The organism is Actinophytocola sp., assembly GCF_035634895.1.
In the GTDB taxonomy this organism is placed as follows: Bacteria; Actinomycetota; Actinomycetes; order Mycobacteriales; family Pseudonocardiaceae; genus Actinophytocola.
In genome coordinates, this window is sequence record NZ_DASQCC010000219.1 from 1 (window position 1) to 16,704 (window position 16,704).

Annotated in this window: 14 protein-coding genes; 4 read left to right on the top strand and 10 right to left on the bottom strand. The window is 71.1% G+C overall.

Features of this window, described 5'->3' with window-relative positions; genetic code table 11:
* A partial coding sequence (locus VET29_RS33565; RefSeq protein ID WP_324928285.1) for a non-ribosomal peptide synthetase occupies window positions 1-1,872 on the bottom strand: 1,872 nt, incomplete at its 3' end.
* Window positions 1,873-2,020: 148 nt separating this feature from the next.
* Complete coding sequence (locus VET29_RS33570; protein ID WP_324928287.1) at window positions 2,021-2,299, bottom strand: DUF2277 domain-containing protein; 279 nt, start codon at window positions 2,297-2,299, stop codon at window positions 2,021-2,023.
* A 150-nt stretch (window positions 2,300-2,449) separates the two neighbouring features.
* Here VET29_RS33570 and VET29_RS33575 point away from each other — a divergent pair, with 150 nt between their 5' ends.
* The gene (locus tag VET29_RS33575; protein ID WP_324928289.1) at window positions 2,450-3,265 is read left to right on the top strand and encodes an SGNH/GDSL hydrolase family protein; all 816 of its coding nucleotides are present in this window, start codon (window positions 2,450-2,452) and stop codon (window positions 3,263-3,265) included.
* Window positions 3,266-3,538: 273 nt separating this feature from the next.
* Window positions 3,539-4,192, top strand: coding sequence for a response regulator transcription factor (locus VET29_RS33580; RefSeq protein WP_324928292.1), 654 nt, complete (start codon window positions 3,539-3,541; stop codon window positions 4,190-4,192).
* On the opposite strand, the gene VET29_RS33585 is transcribed toward VET29_RS33580, so the two are convergent.
* The 5 genes from VET29_RS33585 to VET29_RS33605 all read right to left on the bottom strand — a co-directional run bounded on the left by VET29_RS33585 (window position 4,178) and on the right by VET29_RS33605 (window position 11,806).
* Window positions 4,178-5,845, bottom strand: a complete 1,668-nt coding sequence (locus VET29_RS33585; RefSeq protein WP_324928294.1) for an ABC transporter ATP-binding protein — start codon at window positions 5,843-5,845, stop codon at window positions 4,178-4,180. The two genes, VET29_RS33580 and VET29_RS33585, sit on opposite strands and share 15 nt — an antisense overlap.
* Window positions 5,846-6,280: 435 nt before the next feature.
* Window positions 6,281-7,888, bottom strand: a complete 1,608-nt coding sequence (locus VET29_RS33590; protein WP_324928296.1) for an ABC transporter ATP-binding protein — start codon at window positions 7,886-7,888, stop codon at window positions 6,281-6,283.
* A gap of 108 nt (window positions 7,889-7,996) precedes the next feature.
* The gene (locus VET29_RS33595) at window positions 7,997-8,146 is read right to left on the bottom strand and encodes a SapB/AmfS family lanthipeptide (protein WP_324928298.1); all 150 of its coding nucleotides are present in this window, start codon (window positions 8,144-8,146) and stop codon (window positions 7,997-7,999) included.
* 25 nt (window positions 8,147-8,171) lie between these two features.
* On the bottom strand, window positions 8,172-10,763 hold the full coding sequence (lanKC, locus tag VET29_RS33600) for a class III lanthionine synthetase LanKC (protein WP_324928301.1): 2,592 nt from the start codon (window positions 10,761-10,763) through the stop codon (window positions 8,172-8,174).
* 149 nt (window positions 10,764-10,912) lie between these two features.
* Complete coding sequence (locus VET29_RS33605; RefSeq protein WP_324928313.1) at window positions 10,913-11,806, bottom strand: LysR family transcriptional regulator; 894 nt, start codon at window positions 11,804-11,806, stop codon at window positions 10,913-10,915.
* A 56-nt stretch (window positions 11,807-11,862) separates the two neighbouring features.
* On the opposite strand from VET29_RS33605, the gene VET29_RS33610 reads away from it, so the two are divergent.
* The gene (locus VET29_RS33610; RefSeq protein ID WP_324928303.1) at window positions 11,863-12,519 is read left to right on the top strand and encodes an NAD(P)H-binding protein; all 657 of its coding nucleotides are present in this window, start codon (window positions 11,863-11,865) and stop codon (window positions 12,517-12,519) included.
* On the opposite strand, the gene VET29_RS33615 is transcribed toward VET29_RS33610, so the two are convergent.
* Window positions 12,509-13,597: an FUSC family protein gene (locus tag VET29_RS33615; RefSeq protein ID WP_324928305.1), complete on the bottom strand. Its 1,089-nt coding sequence runs from the start codon at window positions 13,595-13,597 to the stop codon at window positions 12,509-12,511. The genes VET29_RS33610 and VET29_RS33615 overlap by 11 nt on opposite strands.
* 145 nt (window positions 13,598-13,742) lie before the next feature.
* Between VET29_RS33615 and VET29_RS33620 the strand changes: the two genes are divergently transcribed.
* On the top strand, window positions 13,743-14,240 hold the full coding sequence (locus tag VET29_RS33620; RefSeq protein ID WP_324928307.1) for a hypothetical protein: 498 nt from the start codon (window positions 13,743-13,745) through the stop codon (window positions 14,238-14,240).
* Between the two features lie 96 nt (window positions 14,241-14,336).
* Here the strand turns inward: VET29_RS33620 and VET29_RS33625 are convergent, their stop codons facing one another.
* Both VET29_RS33625 and VET29_RS33630 read right to left on the bottom strand, forming a co-directional pair.
* Window positions 14,337-14,615, bottom strand: a complete 279-nt coding sequence (locus tag VET29_RS33625) for a hypothetical protein (protein ID WP_324928309.1) — start codon at window positions 14,613-14,615, stop codon at window positions 14,337-14,339.
* Window positions 14,616-14,624: 9 nt separating this feature from the next.
* The gene (locus VET29_RS33630) at window positions 14,625-16,313 is read right to left on the bottom strand and encodes a sodium:solute symporter family protein (RefSeq protein ID WP_414636686.1); all 1,689 of its coding nucleotides are present in this window, start codon (window positions 16,311-16,313) and stop codon (window positions 14,625-14,627) included.
* Window positions 16,314-16,704: the final 391 nt, after the last annotated feature.

Genomic DNA, 16,704 nt, shown 5'->3' on the forward strand with positions numbered 1-16,704 from the left:
GTTGCCGACGGCGGCGAGGACGACGGTCCAGCGCAGGCCGACGAGCGTCAGCAGCGGGATCATCGCGAGGGTCTGGATCACCGCGGCAGAGCGGGGCACGGGCACGACGGTCCTGGCGGGCGTGTGCGGGCCGGCCAGCTCGTCGAGACGGGCGGCGAAGGCCGCGACCGTCGGTGAGTGGTAGACGTCGGTGACCGAGACGGTCGGGAAGTCGGCCCGGACGATCGAGACCAGCCGGGCCGCGGCGAGGCTGCCGCCGCCGCAGGCGAAGAAGTCCGCCGACGGGCCGGCCGGCGGCGCGCCGAGCACCTCGGCCCAGCGCTCGCCGAGCCACGCCTGGGTGCCGTGCAGTTCTTCGGTGTCCACCGGTCCGAGGTCCAGCGGCCAGGGCAGTGCGTTCCGGTCGACCTTGCCGGACGTGCGAGTGGGCAGCGTGCCGACGACCGCGAGCCGCGGCACGAGCGCGGCGGGCAGCGCCTCCCGCAGCCGGCCGACGGCGGCGGGCTCGTCGAAGTCCGGGCCGGCGACGACGTAGCCGACGAGCAGCTGCGTGCCCGCCCCGGTGGTGCGGACGGCCGCGGCCGCCCCGGTCACGCCGGGCAGCGCCTGCAACGCCGCGTCGATCTCGCCGAGCTCGATGCGCCGGCCGCCGAGCTTGACCTGCTCGTCGGCGCGACCGAGGAACTCCAGGCCCTCGGGCTCGGCCCGGACGAGGTCGCCGCTGCGGTAGGCCCGGTCCCAGCCGAGCGACTCGAGCGGCGCGTACTTCTCGGCGTCCTTGACCGGGTCGAGGTAGCGGGCGAGGCCGACGCCGCCGATCACCAGCTCGCCGGTGTCGCCCATGGGCACGACCTCGCCCGCGGCGTCCACGACGGCCAGCTCCCAACCGGCTAGCGGCAGCCCGATGCGCACCGGGCCCGCACCGGTCATGCGGGCGCCGCACGCGACCACGGTCGCCTCGGTCGGGCCGTAGGTGTTCCACACCTCGCGGCCGTCCTCGGTGAGGCGTGCGGCCAGCTCGGGTGGGCAGGCCTCGCCACCGAGGATGAGCAGCCGAACATCGTCGAGTGCCTCGGCAGGCCACAGCGCAACCAGCGTCGGGACCGTGGAGACGACCGTGATCTCCTGCTCGACCAGCCACGGGCCGAGGTCGACGCCGGTGCGGACGAGCCAGCGCGGCGCCGGCACCAGGCACGCGCCGTTGCGCCAGGCCAGCCACATCTCCTCGCAGGAGGCGTCGAAGGCGACGGACAGTCCGGCGAGCACCCGGTCGTCGGGGCCGATCGGGTCGTCGAGCAGGAACATCCGGGCCTCGGCGTCCACGAACGCGGCCGCCGAGCGGTGACTGACGGCCACGCCCTTCGGCCTGCCGGTGGAGCCGGAGGTGAAGATGATCCACGCGTCGTCGTCCAGGCCGGCCGGGCGGTGCTCGCGGCCGACCGCGATGTCACGCATGGTCAGCGCGCGGCCCTCGCCCAGCACCGCGCACACGCCGGCCTCGCCGAACACCAGGTCGGCCCGCTCGTCCGGGTCCTCGAAGTCGACCGGCACGTAGGCGGCACCGGCCGCGAGCACGGCGAGGATCGAGACGTACAGGTCGGCGGTGCCGGACGGCACCCGGACCCCGACGCGGTCGCCCACGCCGATACCCTCCGCGAGGAGCTTCTGGCGCAGCTCGTCGACCACGCCGACCAGCTCGGTGTAGCTGAGCGTGACCGTGCCGTCGTCGATCGCCGGCGCCGCCGGATGGCGGGCCGCGGTAGCCGCGAGCACGTCGTTGAGGGTGCGGGGTCGCGCTGCCGCGGCACCGCTGAACCGGGCCGGGGGCGCGGTCAGCTCGTAGCTCGGGGTCGCTTCGAAGACGGCGGTCATCGACCACCGACCGGACGCAGCAGCAAGAAGTCCTCCGGGGTTCGGGCGCTGCATCCGGGCGGTGGGCAGCGAGCAACCTGCGACTTTACCGCGCGGTCACGCCGCGAACCCCCTCGGCGCGAGTGCCCGTGGGAGAACTCACAGCCGGTCAGCCGTTGGCGGCCCTGGCGGCGATCCGGGCACGAACCTCCGGTCGGCGCAGCGGCGGGACCGTCGCGGGCGGCTGCTTGCGCGGCGGCAGCTCGGCCAGCAGACGGGTCGTGACCTCGGCGATCTCGGCGACCGCCTGCTCGAACGGGTCGCGGATCCGGTCGGTGACCGTCTGCACGCCGGACACCTTCCTGACGAACTGGCGCGCTGCCGCCTCGATCTCCTCAGCGGTCGCGGCGGGCTCGAGCCCACGCAGCGGGGTGATGTTTCGGCACATGCCCCGAGCCTACGGTTGACGGAAAGTGCCCGTATCGCTTCAGCATTCGAAAATTCCTACCGTAACGGCCGATTGCCGCCTGTCACACCGCGATTCACGCTGATCATGCCCGGTCATCCCGGGTTCCCTGCGAGCGTGTGGAGACAGCCCATGCGTATCCGTACGAACTCCTTCCGATTAATTCTCGTTTCCGCGGCCGTCACGGTCCTGTGCCTGGCCGGCGTCACTCAGGCACAGGCCGCGGCCGGCCCCTACACCGCGCTCGGCGACTCCTACTCCTCCGGCGTCGGCTCGCGGACGTACTACTCGGACAGCGGCTCCTGCTACCGCAGCCCGCTCGCGTACCCGGTCAGGGTCGCCGCCCAGCTCGGCGCGCCCCTGACCTTCGCGGCGTGCTCCGGCGCGCGGGTGCCGGACGTGCTGAACCAGCTCGCCGGCCTCAACACCGGCACCGCGTTCGTGACCGTGTCCGTCGGCGGCAACGACGCCGGCTTCGCGGACGTGATCACCCAGTGCGCGCTGCCGTGGCCGTGGACCTGCACGAGCCAGATCACCGCCGCCAACAACTACATCCGTAACACACTGCCCGGCGCGCTCGACAATCTGTACAACCAGATCCGGGCGAAGGCGCCGAACGCGAAGGTGGCCGTGGTCGGCTATCCGCGCCTGTTCAACGGCGAGGAGTGCAACGTGCTGGCGAGGATCAGCCCGGCCGAGCAGTCCTCGCTCAACGCGACCGCCGACCTGCTCGCCACCACCACCGCCGGCCGGGCCTCGGCACACGGGTTCCGCTTCGTCGACGTCCGCACCGCCTTCACCGGCCACGCGGTCTGCGACGACGTCGAGTGGCTCAACGGTCTCTCGAACCCGGTCCTCGAGTCCTACCACCCGAACAGCACGGGGCAGGCATCCGGTTACACACCACTGGTCGCGAGCGCGCTCTCGGCCGCGTTGACCCAGGCCTGAACCCACTTTACGGACGAGCCGTCTGGTGCAACTGCCGTAGTGCAGTTGCACCAGACGGCTCATTTGTGGAAATCATCCGATCGGTGCAGCCCGGGATTTTCCGAACATATTTTCTGTAGCATTACGAGCGCGTATCCACCTGAATGTTTCTCTCGTTACTCCAGGCGTAGGACGACTCGTAACGAGAATTCAGGTCGCCGTGACACTCCATCTGTGGGAACGGCGATCGGATGGGGTCGCCGCACCGGCTGATTACCGTCCCCAGGAGGATGCATGACACGACAAAGCTCCAGCGGCTCGGCGGAGCAGGAGGAAGGAAGATCGATCCGAGTGTTACTCGCCGAGGACATGGATCTGCTCCGCACGGCTCTGGTGAGTCTGCTGGAGGACGAGGCGGACATCGAGGTCATCGCGGACCTGAAATGCGATCACCAGGCGGTATCAGTCGCACTACGGTTGCGGCCGGACGTCGCGGTGATCTCCGCGGACATGCCCGAGACCAAGGGACTGACGACCGTGCACGAGCTGCGTAAGAAATTACCCGAGTGCCAGATCGTCGCGTTGACCGTAACCCGACCGGCCGGCCTGCTGAAACGGTTGCTAGCCGCGGACGTATCCGGACTGATTGACAAGAACGCGCCGGCGACCCGGCTGCTGCACGCGATTCGCAATGTCGCCGATGGCGGTACGGTGATCGACGCGAACCTGGTGGTCGCCGCGCTTTCTGCAGGCAGTAACCCGTTCACCCCGAGAGAGTTGACCGTGCTGCGGCTCGCGGCCGAGGGAGCGAGCGGTCCGGAAATTGCCAAGCAACTATCACTGTCACCGGGGACCGTACGCAACTACCTTTCGAACGCGATGAACAAAACTGGGGCAAGAACCAGGATCGACGCGATCCGGATCGCCACCGAGTCAGGCTGGCTGTGACCGGAGCCGGCCATCGGCGGCGGGTAGCACACCGGCGTTCCAGTGGCCGAGCAGATCGCGGTAGAGCGGGGAGTGCTTGAGCAGGTTCTCGTGGTCGCCCACCACGGCGCCGGCGCCGTCCATCACCAGGATCCGGTTGGCGCGCAAGGCGGAACTAATCCGGTGGGCGATCACGATCAAGGTGCCGGGCCGCTCGGCGAACGCCAGTTCGGCGAGCCGCTCGGCCGCCGGGTCGAGGTGGCAGGTGGCCTCGTCGAGCACGACGAGGGACGCCGGGGACAGGTAGGCCCGGACGAGCGCGACGAGCTGGCGCTGGCCGGCGGACATCTCCCGCGGGTGAATCTCGGTGTCGTAGTCGCCCAGTCGCGCGCCGATCGCCGCCGCCGCCGCGTCGAGGTCGGCGGTGGTGGCGTCGGGGCGCAGGTAGGTGAGGTTCTCGCGCAGGGTGCCGGTGAAGACGTAGGCCTCCTGCGGGATGAGGACCCGGTCGGCGACCAGCTGGACCGCGCCCTGGTCGGGGCGGCGCAGGCCGCAGATCAGACTGGCCAGAGTGGACTTTCCGATGCCGGACGGGCCGACGACCGCGAGGTGCTCCCCCGGCTCGACGGTGAGGTCGAGGTCGCGGACGACGGGTTCGGCGTGCGGCCCGTACGCGAAGGTGACGTTCCTGAGCACCGTGCGCTGCCCGGTGTCCTGCTCGTGCCGGGGCGCCGGCGGCACGTGGCTGGCGTCGAGGACCCGCCCGAGCGTGATCACGAACCGCAACCCGCTGCCGCCGACGCCCGCGACGAAGTTCTGGAGCGCGGGCTGGAGTCCGAAGAGGACGTAGGTGGCGCCGCCGAGCAACGCGCCGGCGGTGAGCCCGCGCTGGACGAGTGCCGGCCCGGCGAAGAGCAGGACGAGCAGCGGAAGCCAGCCGCCGAAGGCGAAGCAGGCGGTCCGCAGGGCGGCGACCCCGGCGAGCGCCCGCTCCGCGGCGGCCTGCTCGTCGATGGGTTTCCTGACGAGCGCGGCGGACTCTCGCTCGGTCCCGCAGGCGACGACGTCCCGGACCCCGGCGAAGACCTGGCCCGCGGCGGCGGCGAGCCGCTCGTCGGCGAGGACGGACGCCCGCTGCCGCGCGGCGGCGAGCCCCAGCATGGCGACGAATCCCGCCAGCCCCAACAGGAACGGCGGGAGGATGAGCAGCGCGACGGCCGGCGCGACGGAGAGCACCCCGACAACCACACCGACAACGGTGACGACGAAACCCCGGATGACGATGACGAGCCCGGCGTAGGTGTCCCGCACGATCTCGACCTGGCGCGTGAGGCGCGCGAGCGCCCCGTGATCGGGACGTCCTTCGACGCCGTTGCGCAGGGCGCCACCGACGACACGCCGGACGAGTTCGTCCCGGAAGGGCTCGGCAAGCTCGCCGAGCCGCAGGAACACCATGCGCGTCCCAACCGAGCCGACGACGGAGACGAGCACGAGGGAGGCGAGCCAGACGGTGCCGACCACGGGCCGCCCGGCCAGGAAGCCACGATCGACGGCATTGGCGACGACCAGCCCGGAAAGCGTGGCCGGCAGGGCCTCCGGCACCGACCACGCGACCAGCGCCATGGTCGGCCGAGCCCGGAGCGACCGCAGGGCATATCGCAGCTCACGCCGCACGCGCCACCACCCCGCCCGCACGAAAGTCCCATTGGCGCGCCCGGGGGCCCCCCGGTTTCCACGCTACCGACGGGGGGTGACACTCCCGGCCCGCGAGCGCGGGTTGTCCACAGCCCGAACGGGTACAGCCCGAGCGAAAGTCCCCTTCGCGCGCCGGAAGGCCACCGGTTTCCACGCCGGGGCCTGGCATGGTCGGGTTCCCGCGGTTCACGGCAGCGTCGCGGCTCGCGTGTCGACCTCGGCGGGCCGGGCCGGCGCACCGGAACAATGCCTGAAGCTGCGGGAATTCCCGAGTTGACCACCATCCATAGTGGACCGACAAGACCCAGATCCGGGTGTCGGCCATCGGCCCTGTGATCTTGCCAGGGCCCTCGTTCTCCCCGTCGCCGGCGGTCGCCGGCGGTTCCCGGCGGGGGCCGGCCGTCTGCCGGGCGGTCATCCGAACACCTCGCGGTATGCCTCCTGCCGCCACAGCTCCTCGTGCGGGCCGACCGCTCGCACGCGTCCTTCTTCCAGCCACACCACGACATCCGCGCGGGCCGCCGTCGACAGCCGGTGGGTCACCACCAGCCTGGTTCGCCCGGCGGCGCCCAGTGCCGCGCTGATCCGCATCTCCGTCACCATGTCCACACTGGACGTCGCGTCGTCGAGAACCAGCAGCCGCTTCGCGAGCCACGAGCGCGCCAGGCCCAACCGCTGCAGTTCGCCGCCCGACATCGGGGCCCGCGTCAGCGCGGTGTCGTAGCCCTCCGGCAGCCGGGACACGAACTCGTGCGCGAACGTCGCCCGCGCCGCCTCCTCGCCGCCCGCCCCGATCGCCGCGCCGACGGTCGCGCCCACCAGGCACGGCCGCTCGAACGCGTACCCCACCGCACCGCGCAACTCGTCGTGCGACAACGACGAAAGTGGCACCCCGTCCAGCGACACCGACCCGGCCGACGGCTCCCACAACCGCGCCGCGACCCCGGCGAGCACCGACTTCCCGGCACCCGACCGGCCGACGACCGCGGCCATCGCACCGCCCGGCACATCAAACGACACACCGGTCAGCAACGAGCCGACCGAGACGTCGCGAAAGTCCAGCCAGCCGGCCCCGACCGGCAACGAACCATCGCCGTACGCCACGGCATCGAGCGACAGCACCGCACCGACCCGATCGGCGCCGGCCCTGGACCGCGCCAACCGTCCGAAGACACTCGTCAACCCCCCGAGCCCCGCGCCAAGCATCGCGTACTGCCCGGCCGCGAACAGCTCACCCGGCGTCAACCGCCCCGCCGAAAGCGCCCATCCCCCGGTTCCCAACACCGCCACCAGCACCAGCGGCCCCACCACCGCGACCTGCGCCGCCGACCCCGACAGCACCCGCCAGCTCCGCATCCCCTCCTCGTGCAGCTCCGGGAGCGACGCGAGCACCCGAGCCTCCTCGCGGTCGGCCGTGCCCGCCGCCGCGATCGTCCGCACGCCCGAGAGCGACTCCGACAGCCGCGACGCGATCCGCCCCTGCACCGACAGGTACGCGGTCACCACCGCCGCGGTCCGGCGCGTGAACAGCCGCAGCACCACCGCGACGAGCGCCACCCCGGCGAGGAAGGCCACCGCCAGCCAGACATCCAGGTACACCAGCAGAACGAGGCTCCCGACGGGTGGCAGCACCGCCATCCACACCGTCACCACCGCCGGCCCGGCGTTCGCCGCCTCCGCCGCGTTGCCCGACACCCGGCTCACCAGGTCACCGGTCTCGAACCCGTGCCGCGGCCCCGCGGCCAGCACGTGCCGCACCAGCCGGTCCCGCAGCCACGCCGTCGTGCCGGCCACGCACGCCGTGCCCGCGTACGCGTCGACGAGATCCGCCGCGATCCCCACCACCACCAGCCCGGCGGCCAGCCAGAACCACACCTGCGACCCGCCGCCCACGATCGAGTCGACGGCCCGGCCCAGCACCACGGGCAGCGCCAGCGCGCCGAGGGTGCCCGCCAGCGCGCCGACGGCGATCACCGGCAGCCAGCCAGAAGCCTTTCGGGCTATCTGTGCGAAGGCCGTCACGGCGTACCCTTCTTGGACAAGGGCCGCGGCCCCGGACAAACGCCAGTTGTCCGGGACCGCGCCCGTTGGCTGCGCCCGCGTGGGCGTCGGAAGCGAGACTCGCTTCGCTCAGTGGCAGATCAGCACGCTGAGGCCGGACGTGCCGCCGCACAGGGTGACGGACAGGTTCGACGGGCACGAGTGGCCGCTGCTGCTGCTGCCACCGCCGCCACCGGTCTGCGGCGCCTGCTCCATGCCCTGAAGGTCGAGAAGTGCCATTTTTGGCTCCTTTTTCGGGGGTTTCCTACTGGCCCACGCCTGCTGGCGTGGGGGTCCTTGGCGGCTCGACGCGCGACGGCGCGAGCAGCGGGGCGTGCACCGGTTGGTCGTGCAGTGCCGCGCCGAGTGCGAGCAGCACGCCGGCGTTGCCGGTCGCGAGGTCCATGGACAGGCGCAGCAGACCCGTGCCGGGAAAGGCCATTCCGCCTCCGTACGGCAGCGCGTGCCATGCGAGGTTGCGCACCTGCCGGGCCACGTCCGGGTCGGCTGCTGGATCGGCGGACCGCCCGGCCAGGTAGAGCAGCACGCCGGCGCGCCCGGTCAACAGGCCCGGCAGGATGTACATGGGGGAGCGGGCGGTGCGGGCCACGCCGGCCGCCGCCTTCGCGAACTCCTCGTCCGCGCGGCGACGCAGGAACTCGTCGAGGACCATGCCGATGCCGATGCTGCCGCCGTCCAGGTAGGGCATCGAGCGCCAGCCCTCGTTGACCTCGATCGTCCCGTTGTCGCGCCACACGCACCGGCGCAGGTCGAAGCGCAACGCACGCGCCGCCGCGTCGAGGTAGCCGGCGTCGCCGGTGTCGTCGTACATCCGGATCAGGAACAACGCGGGACCAGACCGGCCGCGGAACAACCCGGCCCACGGCTGACCGGAGCCACTGACGGGGTCGTCCTCCGTGGTGTCCTCGGGCAACTCGGCGACCAGTTCCGCGGCGCGGCGGGCCACCACGCGCAGCGCCGGCTCGCCCGTGGCGTCGGCGAGGTGCAGCAGGTTCAACCCGAACCCGGGCACACCGCCGAGCAGGTCGTGCCCCATGGACTCCCACTTCTCGCGCAGGCAGATGTCGACGACGTCGAGTCCCTCCTGCCGGTGCCCGAGGTGGGCGAGTGTGAACGCGGCGCCGTGCAACCCGTCGTAGAGGCCGAGCCGCGTGCCGCCCGGCGGGTTAGTCGCCCGCCGGATCAGCCAGTTCTCGTACTCCTCGACGCGGCCGGCGCCGGTGACGTCCAGCGCGTACAGCACACCCGCCGCGCCGTACGCCAGCCCGAGCCCGCCCACCGCGAACTGCTGCGGGTCACCGGGGAACAGCCGGTCGTCGCGGTGCGGGGTGGCGCTGGCGCGGATCGCCCGCACCAGGTCGTCACGCAACGCGGGCCATGCGGCCCGGTCGGGGTCGAGCCTGGGGTTCGGCAGGTGCGGGGTCTCCGGTGGCACGACCACGTCGACGGCCGGCCGGAGCAGGTCCCTGCCCACCGGGAAGTGCTCGGTGATGATGTCCGCGAAGTGCCGTGCCTTCAACCGGTGCAGACCGAGCAGGTTGGTCATCGGCAGGAACAGCGCGAACGTCAGGCACGCCAGCGCGTAGTCGTCGATGTCGAAGCCGTGCACGTCCCGCGGCGGCGCGAACCCGGGGTTGTTGAGACCGGGCCGGCTGGCCTCCTCGACCGGGGCGGCGACCTCGTAGTCCAGCAGCGCGATCGTGTCGTCCGGCCGCACCACGATGTTGAACAGGTGCAGGTCGCCGTACACGATGCCGCGCTCGTGCACGGCCGCGATGGTCTCGCGCACCTGTCTGTGGATGTCGAGTGCCCACGCGGTGAACTCGGCGTACTGCGCCGGCGTCGACGCGGGGTCGATCAGCGGGTAGCGCCGCACGATGGCCTTGCCGAGCACGTCGCCCTCGACGTACTCCATGGGGAGGAACCGGTGCTCGCCCAGCCAGAACATGTCGTGCACGCGCGGAATGCCCGGAACGCCGGCGAGTCTCGTCAGCGTCTCGTGCTCGCGGTGCAGGCGGCGGACGGCGTCGTGGCCCCATGAGTCGAGGCCTGCGTGTGGCCGGGCCTCCTTCAGCACGACCTGCTCGCCCGTCCGGGTGTCGCGGCCGAGGTAGATGCCGCCGCCGTTGGAGAAGTGCAGCACGCTCTCGATCGTGTAGGGCAGGTCGGTGGTGGTGACCGCGTTGCGTGCGGCCAGGTGCGGCTCCAGGAACGCCGGCAGCGTCACCCACGGCGGGACGTGGAACACCGGGTCGCGCCGGTCGGGCACGAGGTTGCCGTCCGGATCGGCGATGGCCTCGACCACCACGCCGGTACCGTCCACCGTGTACCGGTTGGCGAACGCGCCGTACCGCACGAACAGCGGTCCCTTGCCCCAGCGCAGGTCGCTCAGGATGTACGGGCTCGGCTCGCCGTCGAGCTGGCCGCCGAGCTCGGTCAGGATCCGCTCGCAGGCCTCGTCGTTCTCCGGGTAGATCGTGACGAGCTTGCCGGCGTACCCGCGTGGGGCGTACTTGGCGACCCTGGCGAGCAACGCTGAGGAGGAACGCAGGAACTTGAACGAGATGCCGCGGGCGACGCAGTACTCCCACACGACGTCGAGCACGCGGTCGGCGTTGTCCTGGGTGGCCGAGGCGTGGATCTTCCAGCCCTGCAGGGGAGTCTGCTGCAGCTCACGCGGGTGGACGACGAGCCAGTCGTCCTGCGGGCGCAGGGTCCAACCCTCCGGTAAGGCCCGGGACGCCGTGGCGAACGACTCGCCGGCGGTCTCCTCCGAGTGCATGGCGTCATAGAAGGACGGGTCCGCCATGCAGTACGGCTGATAGTCCTGGTCCATGCCCGGTCGCTCCGCTCGTCGCTCCGAAATCCGAGAGCAATCGTGCGTCACCTGCACCGCGTCCACTTAGTGCAAACTGTCACCGGCAAACCACGCACATGTCACATGACACGGCGTGACCGTGAACGTGAATTAGTCCGGTCGGGTGACTACTGCTTCGCGGCTTCCCGGAGCGCGTCGAGCAGGCCCGCGAGTGCCGGTTGCGCCAGGGAGGACTCGCGGACCGCGGCATGGATGGACCGCACCGGCTCCGGGTTGCGCACCCGCCGCACGACCACGCCCGGGTGACGCTGCCCGAGTCCCAGCCGGGGGATGAGCGTCACGCCGAGGCCCGCGGCGACGAACCCCTGCGCGGTCGCGTAGTCGTCGCTCTCGACCACGAAGTTCGGGGTGAAGCCGGCCGAGGCACACGCCTCCAGCATGCGTTCCAGGCACGGTCCGGCGGACAGCTCGTTGTTCACCCACGGCTCGTCGGCCAGTTCCGCGAGGTCGAGCACACGCTTGGCCGCGAGCCGGTGCCCCTTGGGCAGGACGGCGTCGTACGGGTCGTCCAGCAGGTGCACCAGCTGGATGCCGTCCTTGGGCTGCTGGCGCGGCGACACCGTGATCACCAGGTCCGCGTCGCCCCGCTCGACCTCCGCCAGCTGCTCGCCGGGGTCGACCAGCTTGAGGTCGACCTGGACGCGCGGGTACGCGGCCCGCAGCTTGGCCAGGGCGGGTGGCACGAGCGCGGCACCCGCGGTCGCGAAGTAGCGGATCACGAGGCGACCTGTGCGCCCCGCACGCAGGTCGGCGAGCGCCGTCTCGGCCTCGGCGACGTGCTGGCCGATGATCGCGGCGTGCTCGGTCAGCAGCCGGCCGGCCGCCGTGGGCCGCACCCCGCGACCGACGCGTTCGAGCAGCGGCAGACCGGCCTGCCGTTCGAGCGCCGCGATCTGCTGGCTGACCGCGGACGGCGTGTAGCCGAGGTTCGTGGCCGCCGCCGTCACCGAGCCGCTGGTCACCACGGCTCGCAACACCTGCAACCGTCGCACGTCGAGCATGTAGCTCAGCTTAAGGGTCGGTGCCACTCGTTTCAGCGGGTTGCTACGGTTCCGGCATGAAGGTGGTGGTGTTCGGCGCGACCGGCATGGTCGGCCAGGGCGTGGTCCGGGAGTGCCTGCTGGCCCCGGACGTCGAGTCGGTCGTGTCGGTGGGCCGCAGCCCGAGCGACGTGCGCGACCCGAAGTTCCAGGAGGTCGTCACCGCCGACCTGCTGGACTACTCGGAGATCGACCTGTCCGGCGTGGACGCCTGCTTCTTCTGCCTCGGCGTCTCCTCGACGGGCGTGAGCGAGGCCGACTACCGGCGGGTCACCTACGACATCACGATGGCCGCCGCGTCGGCCGTCGTCGCGGCGAACCCGGCGGCCACGTTCGTGTACGTGTCGGGCGTCGGCGCGGACAGCACCGAGAAGGGCCGGACCATGTGGGCGCGGGTGCGTGGCGCGACGGAGAACGCGCTGCTCGCCACGTCGCTCCAGGCCTACGTCCTGCGGCCGGGCTACATCCAGCCGATGCACGGCGCGACGTCGCGGACCCGGCTGTACCGGGTGCTGTACCGGTTCGTCCGGGTGCTCTACCCGGCGCTGCGAGCGGTGTTCCCCAAGCACGTCTCGACGACCGAGCGGATCGGCCGCGCGATGCTCGGCCTCGCCAGGCACGGGGCCGAAAAGCGGATCCTCTACAGCGCCGACTTCAACGCGATCACCCCATAGACGGCAGGAACGCGCGTGCCCTCTCGTGGTCGAGGCCGGTGGCCTGCAGCAGGTCCACGGTGGCGGACCGCAGCTGCGCGGTGACCACGCGCGCCGAGAAGCCCACGTCCGCCAGGTCGTCGGCGTCCACGATCCTGGCCGCCGCGCGGATCGCCGCGCGCACCTCGGCGGCGTCGCCGTCGTCGGCGAGCACCCGGGCGAACGCGGCCGCCGCCGCGGCCAGCTCACGCAACGCCTGGGGCAGGGCCGCCGGGAACGTCTCGCCGTCGGTGAGGGCGGAGCGCGTACGCCGCAACAGCACACGACTGTTGCGCAACGCGCGGTCGACGGGCTCGGTGGCCAGGCCGTACCGGGCGATGCCGCGACGCTCGCGGCGGTGCAGGGGCGAGATGGCGGCGACCTCCCGCGCCGCCCGCAGCGCGGCACGGTAGTCGTCACCTGCCTGCTGGCTACGGGCCCGGGTCAGCGCCCGCTGCGCGATCTCGCGGTCCCCTTCGGTGATGGCGTCCGCGGCCGCGACGAGGGCGGCGGCGACCTCGCCGAGCAGGTCACGCGCCCGCGTGTCGAGGGCGCGGCGCGGGTCGCCGGGCATGAGCGCGATGGCGGCGATGCCGAGCAGGCCCCCGATGAGGGCGTCGAGCATCCGGTCGAGCCCCGCGGTCCCGCCGGGCGGCAGCAGGGTCGCGACGAGGATCGACGAGGTCGCGGCCTGCAACGTGACGAGCGTGCCGCCGCCGAGCAGGACGGCCGTCGTCATGGCCAACGCGAGGACGAGCGCGAGCTGCCACCAGCCCGAGCCGACGCTGGAGATGAACAGGTCCCCGACCCCGATGCCGAGGCTCACCCCGACGACGAGCTCGACCACCCGCCGCAGCCGCTGCTGCCCGAACCCGACCCCGATGCAGATCACGACGGCCATGGGCGCGAAGAACGGCCGGGCGTGCTCGAAGAGCCGCGTGGCGACGAGCCAGGCGATCGCGGCGGCGACCGAGCACTGCAGGATCGGCAGCGCCATGAGCCGCAACGCTTGCCCGCGCCGCCGGAGTGTGGCCCGCACCCGGGCCCGCCAGAACCGCACCCGATCACGCTAGAGGACGACCGCCCCCCTCGCGAACCTCACGAGGCGCGTTTGCCCGGCCACATCGACGGGTAGCCCACGCCCAGGTTGTATCAGCCGGAGGAGGGCCTCAACCGTGAGCCGACCGGATCCCGACAGAACTCGTATGGACCTCAACCCCGCCGACCCACCGCCCGCCGGTGGACCGGCATACGTGGAGCACCCCGCCGACCGCCGGCCCGCCGGCACGCCGGCCTATGTCGACCCGCAGCCGGCGTACGTCGACGAGCAGGCGGTCGAGCAGCAGGAAGAGATCGTCGACCCCGACCAGCGGCGGCGCAGGACCGTCCGGATCGTGTGCACCGTCATCAACGTGATCTGCGGCCTGTTCGCCGTGGTGCTGGCGCTGCACATCATCCTGGTGATCGGCTCCGCGAACCAGGGCAACGGCTTCGCCCAGCTCATCAACGACTGGTCGGGTGCCGTGTCACTGGGCCTGCGTGACCTGTTCACGCCGGCGAACGTCGGCATGCGGACGTTCCTCAACGACGGTCTCGCCGCCATCGCGTGGCTGGCCATCGCCGCTCTGCTGACCTACCTGATCCGCAAGTTCGCGCTGCCCGTGCCGCGCCGCGTGGCACACTACCGCCGCACCTGGCGCTGACGGACACACCGAGACGGCGGCCTACCAGGACCCTTGACGAGGTCCGGGTAGGCCGCCGCTTGTTCGTTGGACCCTACTTCTAGTCGGACCCTACTTCTAGTCCACCGTGGACTCTTCGGCGGCGGACTCCTCGGCGGGCGGCTGCCCCTCCGGCACCCGCAGCGGTCGCAGCACGGCCCACAGCACGAACAACGCGCAGAAGAACAGCATGCCGAGCCCGGTCCACAGGTTGACGTTCACGCCGGCGGACTTGTCGATGTCCTTGTCGTCGACGAAGAAGAGCCCGAGGATCGTCAGCACCAGGCCGTAGACGCCGAGCAGCAAGGCAATGATCAGCCGGACGTCGAAGGCGGACGCGCGGGCGTTCGTACTCATCCACCCCTCCTAGAATGCGATGTTCAAGACGATGGTGATGACCAGGACGATGCTGGCGAGCACGGCCGGGTTGCGGTACCAGCCGGCGTCCTCACCCGTGACCTCGCGCTGGCGACTTTCCTTGGGTGTCAACGAGTACACCAGCCCGACGAGCTCCTCGGCGGGTTTCGGCCTCGTCACCGCGGTCACCGCGACACTCACCACGATGTCGACCACGAACGCGGCACCCGCCCCGACGAACGCCCCGCCCTGGCCGGGCAGCATCCACACGCCGCTCTCGGTGAGCACGAACACGACCACGGCGGAGACGGTGCCCGCGACGAGCCCGATCCAACCGGCGGCCGCCGTCATGCGCCGCCAGAACATGCCGAGGATGAACGTGGCGAACAGTGGTGCGTTGAAGAACGAGAAGAGCTGTTGCAGGTAGTCCATCAGGTTCGCGTAGGTCGACGCGATCCACGCCGTCAGCATGGCGAGCACCGTCGCGATGATGGTCACTATCCGGCCGACGCGCAGGTAGTAGCCGTCCGGCCGGTCCTTGCGCAGGTAGGTCTGCCAGATGTCGTAGGTGAAGACGGTGTTGAAGGAGCTGAGGTTCGCGGCCATCCCGGCCATGAACGAGGCGAGCAACCCGGCGATCGCGATCCCGAGCATGCCGTTCGGCAGGAGGTCGCGCATGAGTAGCAGCAGGGCCTCGTTGAACGTGGCCCCGCTGGGCGCGGCCTTGTCCGCCATCAGCGCGGCCTTGTTCTCCCCGCTCAGCTCCGTGACCGCGACCCCGGCGATCATACCCGGGATGATCACGATGAACGGGATGAACATCTTCGGGAAGGCACCGATGATCGGCGTCCGCTGGGCGGCGGACATGCTGCGGGCGGCGAGAGCCCGCTGCACCTCGACGAAGTTGGTCGTCCAGTACCCGAAGGAGAGGACGAACCCGAGCCCGAAGACGAGCCCGAGGACGGACAGGAAGTTGTCGGCGAACCCGGTGAGCTGGTTGCCGGGCCAGCTGTCCAGCTGTTCGGGCCCACCCGGCCCACCGGAGATCTTGTCGGCGAGCCCCTGCCACCCACCGACCTTGTAGAGCCCGACGATCGTCAGCGGCAGCAACGCGCCGACGATCACGACGAACTGCAGAACCTCGTTGTAGATCGCGGCCGACAACCCGCCCAGCGCGGTGTAGCTGAGCACGATCGCCGCGGCGACGATCACCGAGATCCAGAGCGGCCAGCCGAGCAGCAGGTTGACGACGTTGGCGAGCAGGAAGAGGTTGGCCCCCGCGATCAGCACCTGGGCCACCGCGAAGCTGATGCCGTTGACGAGATGCGCCGTGTTCCCGAACCGGCGACGCATGAACTCGGGGACGCTGCGCACCTTCGACCCGTAGTAGAAGGGCATCATCACGACGCCGAGGAACAACATCGCCGGCACCGCGCCGATCCAGAAGTAGTGCGCCGTGGGCAGGCCGTACTCCGCGCCGTTGGCGGACATGCCCATGACCTCGATGGCCCCGAGGTTCGCGGAGATGAAGGCGAGCCCCGTGACCCAGGCGGGAAGCGACCGCCCGGACAGAAAGAAGTCCATGCTGGTGGACACGTGCCGCCGAGCGATGTACCCGATCCCCAGCACGAGGACGAAGTAGAACGCGAGCAGGACGTAGTCGATCGCGTTGGCGTCCAGCCGCAAGTCCGCCGCCATTGCCTGCAACTCCGGTCACCTCCCAAAAAAGCGAGTAGGTAAAGCAAACACCACAAGTGATCTCCCCGCGCGCCGAGCAACTCCCACCACCACGAATGCAGCGAGAAGGGGGAACAGGCCCCCACCCACACCCCTCAACCCACCCACCCAGAACCGGCCAGCCCCTCAACCCGCCAGCCCACCCAAAACCCAGGCAGGCCCCCACCCCCGGCCGAACGGGACGAGTGGCAGAAGGCACTCATCCGCATGGCCGACGAGGACCCGCTCACCGTCCTGCTCAACCGCCGCGCCCTCACCAGGGAGCTGGCACTCAACGGCCAGCCACAGAACCCACGCAGCCCCCAACCAGCCAACCCACCCAAAACCCACGCGCCCCCCTCAACCAGCCCAT